The sequence below is a fragment of the Sorangiineae bacterium MSr11954 genome, assembly GCA_037157815.1.
Classification (GTDB): domain Bacteria; phylum Myxococcota_A; class Polyangia; order Polyangiales; family Polyangiaceae; genus Pendulispora; species Pendulispora albinea.
This window is the reverse complement of sequence record CP089984.1, coordinates 2,518,671-2,532,489: the sequence shown is the minus strand read 5'-3', so window position 1 is coordinate 2,532,489 and position 13,819 is coordinate 2,518,671. Positions and strand designations below refer to the sequence as shown.

The window sequence follows — 13,819 nt, the reverse complement described above, 5'->3', positions numbered from 1 at the left end:
AACCCTATGAGCACATCCATCTCCAGCTCCATCTCCATCTATGACGCCAGCGTGCCCGCGCTGATTCGCATGTTGCAAAATTTGGGACATATCCTTCGAAAGGGTGAGGCGTTTGCGCGCCGCACAGGGATCCGCCCGGAGTCCCTCCTCGAGCGACGTCTCCAGCCGGACATGTTTTCGCTGGCACACCAGGTGGTGATCGTGGTGTCGGGCGCCAAGGGGAGCGCGGCGCGATTGGCCGGCCGCCTGGACGCCAAGGACACATCTCCGGAGCTCCAAGTCTTCAACCGGGGAGACGAGGCATCCTTTGGCCGCCGGCCGACCTCCTTCGGAGAGCTCCAGACCCTCATCGAGGAGGCCGTCGTTTATTTGAAGACGTTCTCCCGTGACGCGATGGACGCGGGGCCCGAATCCATCACCGTCGCCAAACCCGGGGAGGCGCGCGTCTTCGAGGCCCGCGCCTTCCTGCTCGATTATGTCCTCCCGAACCTCTATTTCCATATCAGCATCGCCTACGCTTTGCTGAGGTCGGCGGGCGTCGATCTGGGGAAGGGTGATTTCGAGGGTACACCCGCTTACCGCGTCGAAACCGTTTGACCCGGGCCGGCCAGGCCGGCTTGGCGCGCGGTGATTGGCGCGCCGGATCGCACGAAAAAGGAAGGCTCATGTCATCGCCTGGCGCTCTCGCGCTCGACCAAAAAGAACAAGAAGAACAAGAACGAAAGAACGCGCTCTCGATCCTGTGCATTGGGTTCTTCGTCTTTGGCCTGCTCAGCACGGTCATTGGCGTCTCGATGCCCAATATCAAACAGGAGTTCGGCGTCACCAACGAGCAGGCGGGCGTGGTGTTCGTCTACTGGTCGGCCGGATTTTTGTTCGGCGCGTACATCGGTGGAAAGGCCTTCTACGTCGCCAATGTACGGACGCTCTTCGTCATCACCTCCTTGTTCTCCGTGGCGTGCCTGCTGCTCCTCTACGACGAGCAGGATCTCGCGCGCTACAAAATCTATGCGTTTGCCCTCTCCTTGTCGGGCAGCTTGTTCTTCACCGCGGGGCACGCGACCGCCGCCAGGGTCGGCAAGGACAACAAGGTATCGATCCTGAGCTTCATGGACTTTTTGTTCAGCCTGGGGAGCCTGTCGACTCCCCTGCTCGTGAACTATTTTACGACCTTTGGCAACTGGACGGGAAAGGGATGGCGGCTCGTCTTTTTGGTCGCGGCGGCCCTGTTGCTCATGACCTCGGTGCTGGCCGCGCGCCTGGTCGAAAGCTCGACGCGCGCGCCGGAGCGGAGGACCGTTCGCACCAAGACCGATTATCTGTCGCTGCTCTCCGACCCCATGTTCCTGCCCTTCACCTTGGGCTGCTTTCTGCTGCAAGCCACCGAGTGGGGGCATGGCGTTTGGTTCGTCACCTACGCGAACGAGATCATTGGGCTCCCTCCCGAGCGAGCCCGCGAGGCCTTTGGGCTCTTTCTGGTGGGCATGGCCTCGTCGCGGCTGCTGAGCAGTTGGCTCACGTGGAAGCTGCGGCCCACGACATTGATGGCGATGGGTATCGCGACCGCGACCGTCGCGGCGGTGTCCATCTTGGAGTACCGAAGCTACAACGCCCTTTGCATCCTCAACTTCCTGTTTGGCTTTGGGCTGGGGGCGATTTTTCCTCTGCTGCTGGGCCTCTCGATGGAGCGCGCCCCGACGAGGAGCGCCATGCTGTCGGGCATCGGTCTGATGGCGGGCACCTTGGGGGCCAAGGGAATCTCGTACCTGATTGGCCGTTGGGCAGACCAAGCCTCCCTGGCCCAGTCGTATCGAACGGTGGCGTGGACGGTGGTCGCGATGCTCTTCGTGGTGCTGACGTTCCTGTCCCTCCACATCCGCGCGATCCATGCGCGGAAATCCGCAGGAAGCCCCGCGCCGTCCGCAGGTCTTTCTCCAGGTCTTTCTCGCGAGCTCTCCGCAGGCGTCTCGCGCGATGTGCTCACGAATGATCCCGAGGGCCACGAACGCCGTTTGCCGCCCGATCCGTCGGGTGTCCAATTCGAGTTTCGCTTCGGCCCCTCGCAGCGTGCGTTCTCCGAGCTCTCCCTCTGGAATTACGTTCGGCGCCTTCTGCTCGATTGGAAATTGCGGCGGGAGCTGGTGGATCTCTTTGGAGACCGGCGCCATCTCGAGCGCGAGGAGGCCTCCCGCTTCCTCGCGCTCGTATGGGCCAAATACCCGCTCGCATCGGAGCTTTATCCGAGCCCGCACGAGCTGCTCGCCGCAGCGGATCCCGACCCTGCACCGACCTTGACGGGCCAACACCCTGACGTGGCCTCTGGCCCCGGAGTCCTCCCATGAATGACGAAGCCGTAAAAGGAGACGTCGAATTTTTAGCCGCCGTCGAAGGCGACTCCGAGCCCGCAAAGAGCCGCTCGGAGCCCGCGGCCACGAGCGTTTGGGCCATCAACCTCATGGTCGGCGCGCTCATCGTCGGCGGAATGGTCGCGCAGAGCTTGTTTTATACCGTCGAACCGGACGAGCGCGCCGTGATCAAGCGATTTGGGGTGGTCATGGGCCAAACGGGACCAGGGCTGCACTTCAAGTTGCCTTTCGGCATCGAGGACGTCCACAAGGTGCCCACGGAGCGCGTTCTCAAGCAGGAGTTCGGATTTCGCAGTGAGTCGGCCGAAGGCCGTGATCCGCACGCGCACCAGGAGCGCCCGGTGACCGAGGGCTACCACGAGGAGCGCGAGATGCTCACCGGGGACCTCAACATGGTCGATGTCTCCTGGGTGATTCAGTATCAAATTCAGGATCCCATCAAATACCTCCACGATTTGAGGGAGCCCGAGCGCACGTTGCGCGATGCCTCGGAGGGGATCATGCGCCGGCTGGTGGGCAATCGCCTGGCCAGCGACGTGCTGACCACGGGCCGCGCGGAGATCTCGCTTTTGGCGCGCGACGCCATCCAGGGGGCGATGGATGGCTGCGACTCCGGCATCCGCATTACCGCGGTGGAGTTGCAGGCCGTGCTGCCCCCCGAAAAGGTGCGCGCCTCGTTCAACGAGGTCAACGAGGCCCGGCAAGAGCGAGAGCGGATGATCAACGAGGCCATCCTGCAAAAGAACCATGCGATCCCAAAGGCCGTCGGCGAAGCCAAACGGACCATCGCCGAGGCCGAGGCCTACGCCATCGAGCGGGTCCATCGCGCCGAGGGGGACGCGGCCCGGTTTCAGGCCGTCCTCAAGGAATACCGCCTCGCGCCCGAGGTGACCCGCAAACGCCTCTACTTGGAGACCATCCGGGAGGTGGCGCCCAAGGCCGGCAAGATCATCGTCGTGCAAGATGGTAAGAGCCACCCGCAATCGTTCTTTCACTTAAATGAGCAGGGAGGGTCACAAAAATGAAACCCAAGGTGGCGGGTCTGAGCGTCCTTTGCGCCGTTCTTCTGGTCGCCCTTTCGCTTTCGGCCTTCGTCGTGGGGGAGGCCGAACAGGCCTTCATCGTTCGATTCGGCGAGATCCGGGGCCAGGTGCTCACCAAGCCGGGGCTCTACTGGAAGCTCCCCATCCTCGACGAGGTCCGCCGCTTCGACGGGCGCCTCTTGGTCTCGACCAGCGATCTCGAGCAGATTCCGACGCTCGGTCGCGAGTTCATCCTGGTCAACACCACGGCGCGCTCGCGCATCGCGAACCCGCGCCTGTTCTTGGAGAGCGTCCACGACGATCGGGGCGCCCAAGACCGGCTCGACGACATCCTGCACTCCATCGTGCGCAACAAGGTCTCCGGGGCCAGGCTCGAAGAGATCATTCGCTCCTCCGGTTGGAAGTCTCCGTCCGAGGCCAACCCGGCCCCCACGGCCGAGCGCGGGGGCGAAGACTTGGAGCGTGAGATCCTCGAGTCCGCCCAGGCGCAGATTTCCAGCTACGGGATCGAGCTTTTGGACGTTCGCATCAAGCGGGTCAACTACATCGCCAGCGTACGGGAACGGGTCGAGAACCGCATGATCTCGGAGCGTCAGAGCATCGCCGAGAAATTCCGCTCCGAGGGCAGCGGCCGCAGCGAAGAGATCCTCGGTGAGATGCAGCGGGAGCTCCAGGCCATTCGCTCCGAGGCCTCGCGCAAGGCCGAGGAGATCCGCGGCGAGGCCGACGCCCGCGCGACCCGCATTTACGGTCAGGCCTACGGCCAGAGCCCCGAGTTCTATGGTCTCTTCAAGACCCTCGAGACTTACCGCGAGACGATGAGCGCGAACACCACCCTCATGATCCGCGCCGATTCGGAATTCTATCATTACTTGGAGTCGGTCAAGTGACGTCGGTCACGTGACGTCGGGCACGTGACTCCGTCGAGTGACGTCGGGCACGTGACGTCGGGCACGTGACTCCGTCGAGTGACGTCGGGCACGTGGCGTTAGGACGTAATTCTGGCCGGCGGGACGAGTCTTCTCGACCGCGGCGCGGATAGCCCTCGGTCCTCAGTCGCAATGGTTGATGTTTCCCACCCCTTCCTGGTTCTCCGTATAGAACCCCGAGTCCTTGAAGCCTTGCGTTTTGCCGTTGGTGCCGGTGTTGGGACACGTGATCGAAATGTTGTACCGCGTTCGCCCGGTTCGCTGATCGAGGTTGAGGTTACCGGAGAGCCCGTCGAGGTCGATGCCTTGGCCGGAGCCGAGGAGCCCGAACGCGCGTTGCGTATCATCGGGTCCGGGGCTGATCTGTTGACCGGGGGGGATCAGTTGCGGCAAGGTCGCGGCGAGGTTTTCGCCCGTGAGGGGCTTCTTCCCATTGGCGACGATCGCGAAGGCCGCCATGTAGGCCGAGTCGTACCAGGATTGGACGAGCAGCGTTTTTGGTGAGGACGACGTCGCAAACCGTGGAAACTGATTTTGAAACTTGATGACCCACGCGTCGTTGCGGGTGCGATCGACCACGCGCGTTTCGGCCGAGAAGAGCCGTGAGCGCAGCCGCGCTTGCGCGGGGATCGATGGCTTGGAGAAGTTGTCGATGACCTCCTCCAGCGGCTGGAACGCGCCAAACGTGGCCACCACGTCGATATGATAGGGCACGGGGGTGCCGGCGGTGGCGGGCGGGTAGTTGCGCACCAACGGAAAGAATGTCGCGGCGACGGCCTTTGGCGCGTACGAGTGAAAGATGATGTGCGGCTTGAACTCGTACACCCTCCGGATGGCGGCCGCGATTTTGGTCTCCGGCGCGGGGTTGCCGACGGGGTCCAGGAGATCGCCGATGCTCAGCCGCAGATAGTTGGGCGGTGTAGCGGCGCCATTGTCGACGGCGGACTTGCCATTGAACGATAGCTGATCTTGGAGCATGCTCGTGGACATCTGCCCGAGGAAGTTGTCCTCCGAAAGGACGGCCACCCGAATCGGCCCCGGCTCTCCTTGCGCGTGAATCCGAGGCTCGAGCACCTTGGAGACCAGCTTCACCGCCGCGTTGGTGATCTCGCGATCGCCATAGGACGGGCTCCAGATGATGGGCGTGGGGGCGACGGGGTTCGCCAGGGTGGCGAGGATGGAGCTCTTCCCCGATGGCAAAATGGAGAGGATGCGCCTCGGGTTGAACACCTGGGCCGCGACGATGGCGGCGCTCCCCGAGTCGACGGGGCCGATATTGACCGGAACCTCGATATCGCGCGCGAGGTGATCGGCCGCTCGCAAAATGGACTCGTAGCCCTCGGGGCCGAACTCGCGGCAGGCGACGATCACCAGCGGGCGCCCCTCGGGCCTGTCCGATATCGACGGAAGCCCATGGCCGCCCACCTTCGAAAGCTCGATTTGCGCCAGATGAAGCGCCGCCTCCATGTTGTCGCCGAGCTCCGTATCGCCTCCCCCCGGGGTGATGGCGCCGATGACGATGGCGTCGTCGTTCGACACTTGTCCCGGCTCCGCCATGATGGTCGGGCACTCGGGCGAGGCGAGCGTGACGCAGCGGCGATCGCGCCGGCGGCAGATGGCCGGAACCCCACCGGCCTTGTCGATGCACTCCTTGTTGGTGCTGCAGAGCCCCTGGTCTTCCGGGACGCGAACGCACGTGCGAGAGAGGGGATCGCAGGTGGTGCCGGCGAACGATGGTCCCAACGCGAGGCACTCGTCCTCCGACGTGCACTGCACGGCCGTCGTGTTCGTGCTGAAGGAGCAGCCTTGCTGGGCCATGACGGCGCTCGGGGCGCCCGCGGCCAGGAGGGCGGCGAGCGCCACGCGACGAATCGATGCATACCGCATGGATCTATCCATTAGAGCTTTCGCACCGTGGGGTCGGCGGTGATGATGGCCCGGATCGCGACGTCGGCGTCGGCCACATTGGCGACCGCTTTGGCGACGCAGGCGCGGGCGAGATCGCCGCGCAGACCGATGGTGACGAAATCGCCGTAGGCGCGGCGCCCCAAGAAGCCAAACGCGGTCCGTAGTATCCGGAGCTCCGAAATCGGCTTGGCCAGCTTCGCTCCATGCCTCTGAAACGCGGCCAACAGCGCGGGATCCGTGATGGCATACATTTCGAGCGTCCTGGGCTCCGCGCAGGTGGTGGCAAGTTGTGCCCTGGCCTGGCACGCGTTTTCACACTCCACGTTCTGGTTGCATCGCAATTTGCCTTTGCAAATGAGCGGCGCCGCGCCTTGGGTGCCGCTGCACTCGCCGAGGCAAAGGCCATCGCATTGGGCCTTTTTCTGGGTGCACTTGCCGCGACAAAGCTTGGTGGCGCCGCTGCCGAAGCCCGTTTTGCAAAGGCCGCCGCAGCCCCCCGAGAAGCAGTTGCCGCCCGAAAAAGGCGCGAGCGCCGGCGCCCCGCTGGAGGGAAAGTCCAGGCAAGGCGCGCCGTGGCAGTAGCCATTCGCGCCTTTGCTGCAGACGCCCACGCAGAGACCTTTGCAATTGCCGTCGGCGTTGGTGGGCGGGGGCTCCACCAACGACGGCGCCTCGCTCGAACCGCCGTCGCCGGGCGCGCGGCCGTCGGTGCCGGCGTCGGTCGGGTCCGTGTTGATGGGTTGACCGTCGCATTGACCGGTGCAGGTTCCGGCGCAGGAGCCACGGAACGCACCGGCGCACGATCCCGTGCACCGTGCCGACCAATCGGCGCCCGTGCACACGCCTTGGCATTCACCGCTGCACGTGGTGGGTTCGCCGTCGATCGGGATTTCGCCGACGCAAGAACCGTTGCACGGGATGTCCTCCCCCTCCGTGAGGCAAAGGCCTTTGCACTCGCCGTAGCAAGGCGCCGCGAGCTGCCCGGCTTCGCACTTGGCCGTCTCGCAGGGTCCCGCGCACGATGAAATGCATTGGCCGAGCGCCTCGGGCGCAACGGTGCAGTCGGGCGCAAATCGAAGCTCGGCCCATTGCGGAAGACCCGGGTTGGGGATCGGTCCCTTCTTGCTCACCTCTTCGACGCGCGCGCCAATGGATTTGCACGCGGTGACGGCGTCGGTGCCCGTGGGAAGCCCCAGCTCCACGTCGAGGGCGTTGCACGCGTCGCGAAGCTCGGCCTCGGTCGCCGTGGCCCGCACGAGGAGCTGCTCCGATGCGTCGAGAAAGGCCCGCAAGGTCGACTGCGGCGAGCTCGGGTCCGTCGAGAGCGCACCCTTCGTGCAGCTGTTCGTGACGCGAACGGGATCGTCTTTGCGCGGATCGTCCAGGCAGTTCGCGAGGACGGCGAGCGCCGCGACGACACCGGCCGTAACACCGATTTTGGAAGGAAATGCTACCGACATGCCAAAGTAAGATAATACGCGTTTTGCGCGCGACGTACGTCCCATGGGCTGCACCGGCTCAGAACGATGCCGATGCGGCGATGCCACCGGGCCCCCAATGCAATTCTAGATTCCGCAATTCTAGATTCCGCAATTCCGGTTGCCGCGCGTGTTTCTCCCCCTCGGCATGGTGTTTCGTTGTCATCAGCTTAACGGTAAAAAAGGTCGATACGCCGGCAAACACCGCCGTGGTGATGAGCAAGGCGTCCGCCACGCCCGATAAGGTCTGCGTCTTGTCCCGCGCGGATTTCAGCTCGTCGTGGGTGACCCCCATCTGCTCGAGCTTATCGCGCTGATCGGATTTGGCGTTCAAGGAGAGCGCGGCAAACACGCCCGCCGTGATCGCGGCGACCCCCGTGGCGCTCCACCCAACCACGGCCGGGGCAACCCATGGATTCGATTTTGGCTCGGGGCGCGCCGTCTTGGAGAGGCTCTCGAGCTCCAGGTCCGCCGTGGCTTCGTCCGTGCTGCCGACGGTGATCGTGATGGTCCTCGGCAAGTACCCCGGAGCCTGACCGGAGACCTTTCGGACCCCAGGGTTGACGGGCAAAGGCTTGGTCAGAGGCGCCTTTCCAACGACGATACCGTCGATGGAGATCTCGACCCCCGGCACATTGGTGATGACGCGCACGCGCGCAATTCGCGAGCGGAGCTCCGCGATGTCCTTTTCGACCCGAGCGCGTCGGTCCGGTTGAATCTCGGAGCCGCCCTCCGCGAGGTAGCGTTCGAACGTATTCAGCGCGTCCACATAATTGTTGAGCGCCCGATATGCGAGTGCGATGTTGTAGAGAATCCTATGACTTGGCGCGAGGGCGAAGGCGCGCTCGAACTCGATGCGCGCCGCCTCGTAGTTGCCGTCGTCATACAGTTTGAGGCCGAGATCGTGGCGCTTGCGGGCCTCGGCCATGGCGTTGGCCGGGTGCTCCGCCGCCTTTCCTGCCGGGGGCGCGGGGGGCGGCTCCTGGCCGAACGCGAGGCTCGACGAAGAGACCAGCAAAGCGAACAGCAACGACGCCGCCCGGCCGTTACGACCTTGCATCGCACTAGAAGACAATGTGATCCCTCGGTGTGTCAAGGGAGGCCGGACTCTTCGTTTGCGGCATCATTGGCATACGTATCTTCGCCGCCAATCACCATGAAGACGCCCCCTCGGGGGCTCTTGAAATGACGTCGATCCCCCCGGCGTCATTAGTACATCGAGACCATCCTACAGCCTACGCCAGCAGGGAAAGTTTCCCGTCACGACGCGTCATCGACCGCATCGGGCCGCGCTCTCGCCGGGGGACGGTGCGGGCGTGAAACGTACGTTGCATCGCGCAACGACGCGGGTGGTCGCCGCACGTCACGCGGACGAACGAGGCGCCTCGTTTTCACGCTCCGTCACGAGCCGTCATGAACAGGACTGAAGGCACGAAACTTGAACATGGCACTCGGACTTCAACCACGATGAGGTAAACGCCATGAAGAAGCTATTTGCTTTTTGCTCGATTGCCATCTTCGCTCTTGGGATCAGCACCGCATCGCCGCGCCGCGCGTTGGCCGAGGACGTCACCATCGAGGGATCCGCCGCCTGCGATCCGGAGTGCGAGCAGTGTCGGCAGGATTGCCAAGACGAGTTCGATGCGTGCGTCTTCGACCTGCCTCATCACATCTGCGCGCGCGCGTACCAACGGTGCCTCCGAGCGTGCCCTCATTGAGTCGGGGATCGCAAATCAAGGGAGCACGCGCCCGTTCGTGTGCGGCGTGAGGTTCGACACGATGAGGTAACGCCATGAAGAAGTTATTTGCCTTTTGTTCGATGGCCATCTTTGCGTTGGGGCTCGGCATGACGACCCCGAGTCAGGCCTTGGCCGGCGACGCCAACGGGGGCGACGAGCGCGCCGTGTGCAGCCCCGAATGCGAGGAGTGCCAGCAGCGCTGCGACGCTCTCCTCGAGGGTTGCCTCGAGACGCACCCCCACTCGCAGTGCGTCCCGCTCTATGGCCGGTGCATCAAGAAGTGCCCCCGCTGAAGGCGCCGTCGCCAGCGCTTCCGCGCGTGGGTGCCCGCGCCTAGCGCACGCGCGCGACGCCGTGGAGGAACCCGGGCGCGGTCAAGGAGCGCTTGGGTCCTCCTTGGGCGGTGAGCTCGATGAGCGTGGTCGAGGAGTAGTCGGTTTTGGCGTCGGCGCCGAATACGCGGCCATCGACTTGGAACCAGAGGGCGTCGGCGGTGGCGGATGGGAGCTCGCTGAGACGAACGGCCTTGGCGGTGGTGACGTCCCAACGCCACCACTGCCACGCAGCTTGGCTGGTGAGCTTCCAGGTTTGGTCGTCGGATTTTACGGTGGCCGCCGTCTCGTCGAAGACGCGCAGGAACATGCTGTTGCCGCCCGCGGGGATCGGCTCGCCCGCGATGGCCGTGGAGGTGACGTCGGAGAGGCGCGCCAGGTAGCTCGGGTCGAAGGCATCGGCGCCGGCCTTGATGCGCAGCGCGCAGGGCGCCGTGGGCAGCCGGCCCAGTCGGAAGGCGGCACCGGCGAGGGCGGAGCTCGTAAAGTACATATCGCCCGATGCCATGAGGACCGGGGTGGTGATTCCTCCGCAGCGGTTGTCCACGTCGAATCGGGAGACGGTGTTGGTGGCGGTGTCGATCACCACCAAGCCGGTTTCGCCCAATACCTTGTCGCCCACGTCCCAGTCGAACCACCCCACGGGGAAGATGAGCTTACCGTCGCGCAGCAGCGATCCGTAGCCGTAGAGGGAGAGGTACCCGGTGCGCTCCGTTTGCGGGAGCTTGATGGTGCCTTCGACGGTCATCTCTGTGGGGTTGATGATGACCAGCTGCCGGCCCTCGCGATCGGGGTAATAGACCTTGGTGGGGGAGACGACATAGAGCGTGTCCCAGAGGCGCCCGACCCCCTGCGGCTGCAGGGTGATCTTCTCTTGCTGCAGCAGCTTGCGGCCGTTGCCCAAGGTGAAGCGGGTCAAGGTGGGATCGTCGCCGTTGCCGACCGCGAACCATCCGACGCCGGGGATGGTGTAGAGCTTCGCCGAGCCGGCGACCTCCAGCGCCTGTTTGGGGTCGAAGGTCGTGGCTTCGTCGATGGAGGAGACCACCTGGAAGTACGATGTCGTGGCGCTGTCGTTCCAGACCCGGGTGCCGACCAAGTACGCGGGGCTGGTATCGCCGTCGGGGCCACCGCCGGGCGCGGGATCGTCCTTGCCACATGCGGGGACGCCCGACACGGTGAGGAGCGCGGCGAGGAGGGCAATCCGCTTCAAACTCATGGCGCCGTCAAACATCGAATTCATGGCTGTTCCCTTTTGCGGAGTCAGAACTCCGCGGTTGACTTGAAATAGAAGGCTCTCCCCGGCCGCTGAACGCCAATGAAGTCGTAGGCCGGTTCGTTGGTCAGGTTCTGCACCTCGCCCGTGAAGCTCAAAATGAGCGGGTTGCCGCGGACGAGGTACGTGAGCGCGAGCGAGTGCAGGAGCTGCGATGGGACGATTTGTTTGGAGTCACGCGAGCCGAGGCTCTCCCAGCCGCGGTAAAATTCGTGCACGTAGCGCGTATTCCAGACGAGCGCGATTTCGTCGTTGGAGGCGGCCACGCGGCGGAATTGGAGGCGCGCCGAGCCATTGGCGAACAAGTAAGGGCGGTTGGTGATGCGGTCGCCCTCGTTGCCGAACGTCCCCTCGCGCGAGGTGTTGCGAAAATCTTGGTAGGTGAAATTGCCGTCGAGCGCGAGGTACTCGCCCGGCGACGTCCAACCGGCCGTGGTCTCGGCGCCGATGGAGCGCGCGCTCGAGACGTTCTCGTACATGGCGGTGCGGTCGCTGCCGCGCAGGTTGATGAGCTGATCGGTGACGCGAACGAAGCCGTTCACGTCGAACCGAAAGGCGCCGTAGCGGGTCTCGGTGCCGTCGATGATGGCGCCGACATTGACGTTGTGGCTGGTCTCGGGCTTCAGCTCGAGGTTCGCCACGATGAGCGCGCCGTTGCCGAAGATCTCCTCGGGCCGCGGCAGGCGCGTGGCCAGCTCGTACGAGGCCTTTCCATAGAGCCAGGGGCGAAAGCGGTAGCGGAGGGCATCGCCGACGCCGAGGCGGTGGAGATCGCGATCGTGGCGGCGCACGAAGCGTCCCGGCTGGGGCTCCTCGGTCCGCGCGATTTGAAGATAGTCTTTGACGAAGGCGATGTTCTCCAAACGATCGCCCAATAGGTCCGCTTGGTATTCGACCCCGCTGACCAGGGTGAACAGATCGCGCTGGGCCGCCAGCGGATCGCGTTCGTTGGGATCCGCTTCGCGCCGCTCGTCGCCTTTGCGGGTGACATAGGTGGGCGAGAGCGAGAGCCGGATGGAATGCCGCGGGTGGAGCTGCCAATTGGCGTTCAGCCGGCCGAAGCCACTGTGCTGCGTGAGGAGGATGTCGTGCGGCTTCGACTCGACCTCACCGGGCGACGTCCGCAGCTCCGGGAGACACTGTCCGAACCAGCTATACACGCACAGGCTCACGTCGCGGAACGTGATGCGGCTCTGCGTGTAGCCGCCGATGAGGCTGACCGAGAGCTTCTTGGCGAGGACGTTCTCGTAGCGAAGGGTGGCGCCGGACGTGAGCTCGCCGTATTCGACCTCCCCGTAGGGGACCGTCATGACGACGTTGTGCTGAAGCTCCTTCGTGTAGTCGGTGACGAAGGCGCGCAGCAAAAGGCGTTTTGCCCATGGGCGGTTGACGAAGCCCGTCTCGACGCTGGCCCCCGTAGCCCGGTAGGCGTCGTGGAAGCGATCCACGCGCGCGCGGACGACCCGGCTGCGCGCGTCTGCCGCGTCGACGTCGATGGGGTAGTCGTTTTTGGCATAGTCATGGAAGGCGGTGGCGCGCGTAAAGCTGCCGGTGGGCTCATCGAGGGTGTGCGCGGCGAGGGTGAGGCGGTGGGTGCCGAACGAGCCCACTTGATAGGACGCGGCGCCGTGCGTTCCACGCACCTCGGTGTCGGTGCGGAGGTTGACGACGCCGCCCAGGGCGTCGGCGCCGAAGCGGATGGGGACGACGCCGCGGTAGATCTCGACCCGTTCGACGAGGTTCAAAGGGACGTTGGCGACGCCAAACGGATAACCCGCGAGCTCGAGCGGCACGCCATCGACCAAGAAGCGGATCTGATCGTCGGTGAGGCCGTTGAGCGATAAGCGCGTGCCCGATCCGAGCCCGCCGCCGCGCCGGACGCTGATGCCCCCGGAGCGCGCGAGCACCTCGCCGAGATCCGCGGACTCGCGCTGCGCCTGTTCCAGCTCGATGACCTTCACGGCTTGCGCGGACTGCCGCATGCGGTTCGCTTCGGAGATGCCCTTGACATTGACTTCGACGGGCTTGTCGCCCGACGTGGAGGGCTGCGGCGCGGGCGATGGGAGGTCCGGGGCTCGTTCGGGTGCGGACGGCGCGGAGGTTGGCGCGGGCGACGCAGGCGGCGCGGGTGACGGGGGCAGACGGAACTCGTACGTGTACAGGATGCGGGCGGCGACGGCCTTGTCACCGCGTCGGGCCGGGGAGAAGCGAAAACGAAGCGCGGCGCTGCGGGCGGCCTCGTCGAAGCCGTGACCCGCGTGCTCCGTCACGTCGGCGTCGATCACCAAGCCCTCCGTGTCGAGCGTCAGCCGCAGCACCACCCGGCCCTCCCGTCTGGCCGCCAGGGCCTCGGGTGGGTAGTCCGCGTCCACGAACGCAAGGAGCTCCGGCGGATGGACCGTGGCCGCGCCGGCCCCCTCGGACCTCGTGGTGTCCCCCGAAGACGGGACACCCTGCGCCAACGCGGCACGATCCCCGCCAAGGCTCAACACGCCAAGACTCACGAGAAGGGCCGCTGGGAGGCGGAGATCGGGGATCCACTGTGTCATAGTCGGCGGGCCGCGGGTGCCCCTCGAAGGTGCGAATGATTCCTATTTCCTGGAACAGCGAGAATGTATGTGGGTCGGGCTACGCCTCGGTCATCCAAAATGGTCCGCGCATACCGTGTATCCGAGGGTCGGGTCAATTGCGAAGGGCTCATGCGGCTCGTCACGGGGATGGCGCAGCATCATCGACGATCGATGTTTT

General features: G+C 64.8%; 11 protein-coding genes. 6 read left to right on the top strand and 5 right to left on the bottom strand.

The annotated features are described in order from the left end of the window. The first annotated feature begins 6 nt into the window (after positions 1 to 6). From LZC94_10215 to hflC, 4 genes are all read left to right on the top strand, one after another. Positions 7 to 597, top strand: a complete 591-nt coding sequence (locus LZC94_10215; GenBank protein ID WXB17635.1) for a DUF1993 domain-containing protein — start codon at positions 7 to 9, stop codon at positions 595 to 597. Between the two features lie 68 nt (positions 598 to 665). Then, positions 666 to 2,342, top strand: a complete 1,677-nt coding sequence (locus tag LZC94_10210; GenBank protein ID WXB17634.1) for an MFS transporter — start codon at positions 666 to 668, stop codon at positions 2,340 to 2,342. Continuing rightward, on the top strand, positions 2,339 to 3,391 hold the full coding sequence (hflK, locus tag LZC94_10205; GenBank protein WXB17633.1) for an FtsH protease activity modulator HflK: 1,053 nt from the start codon (positions 2,339 to 2,341) through the stop codon (positions 3,389 to 3,391). Before LZC94_10210 ends, hflK begins: the two co-directional genes overlap by 4 nt. Further along, positions 3,388 to 4,299 (top strand): protease modulator HflC, encoded by a 912-nt coding sequence (gene hflC, locus LZC94_10200; GenBank protein WXB17632.1) that lies wholly within the window; start codon positions 3,388 to 3,390, stop codon positions 4,297 to 4,299. The genes hflK and hflC overlap by 4 nt, the downstream gene beginning before the upstream one ends. 162 nt (positions 4,300 to 4,461) lie before the next feature. On the opposite strand, the gene LZC94_10195 is transcribed toward hflC, so the two are convergent. The 3 genes from LZC94_10195 to LZC94_10185 are packed head-to-tail and all read right to left on the bottom strand — an operon-like array spanning position 4,462 to position 8,784. Further along, positions 4,462 to 6,225: a hypothetical protein gene (locus LZC94_10195; protein WXB17631.1), complete on the bottom strand. Its 1,764-nt coding sequence runs from the start codon at positions 6,223 to 6,225 to the stop codon at positions 4,462 to 4,464. Between the two features lie 11 nt (positions 6,226 to 6,236). After that, positions 6,237 to 7,706 carry a hypothetical protein gene (locus LZC94_10190; protein ID WXB17630.1) on the bottom strand — a complete coding sequence of 490 codons (1,470 nt, stop codon included), beginning with the start codon at positions 7,704 to 7,706 and terminating at the stop codon, positions 6,237 to 6,239. 58 nt (positions 7,707 to 7,764) lie between these two features. Then, positions 7,765 to 8,784, bottom strand: coding sequence for a PEGA domain-containing protein (locus tag LZC94_10185; protein ID WXB17629.1), 1,020 nt, complete (start codon positions 8,782 to 8,784; stop codon positions 7,765 to 7,767). Between the two features lie 421 nt (positions 8,785 to 9,205). Between LZC94_10185 and LZC94_10180 the strand changes: the two genes are divergently transcribed. Both LZC94_10180 and LZC94_10175 read left to right on the top strand, forming a co-directional pair. Continuing rightward, positions 9,206 to 9,442, top strand: coding sequence for a hypothetical protein (locus LZC94_10180; protein ID WXB17628.1), 237 nt, complete (start codon positions 9,206 to 9,208; stop codon positions 9,440 to 9,442). A 74-nt stretch (positions 9,443 to 9,516) separates the two neighbouring features. Next, positions 9,517 to 9,756 (top strand): hypothetical protein, encoded by a 240-nt coding sequence (locus LZC94_10175; protein WXB17627.1) that lies wholly within the window; start codon positions 9,517 to 9,519, stop codon positions 9,754 to 9,756. Positions 9,757 to 9,796: 40 nt separating this feature from the next. Here the strand turns inward: LZC94_10175 and LZC94_10170 are convergent, their stop codons facing one another. Beyond that, on the bottom strand, positions 9,797 to 11,038 hold the full coding sequence (locus tag LZC94_10170; GenBank protein WXB17626.1) for a hypothetical protein: 1,242 nt from the start codon (positions 11,036 to 11,038) through the stop codon (positions 9,797 to 9,799). A gap of 20 nt (positions 11,039 to 11,058) precedes the next feature. Beyond that, positions 11,059 to 13,533: a TonB-dependent siderophore myxochelin receptor MxcH gene (mxcH, locus tag LZC94_10165; GenBank protein ID WXB17625.1), complete on the bottom strand. Its 2,475-nt coding sequence runs from the start codon at positions 13,531 to 13,533 to the stop codon at positions 11,059 to 11,061. Positions 13,534 to 13,819 lie beyond the last annotated feature (286 nt).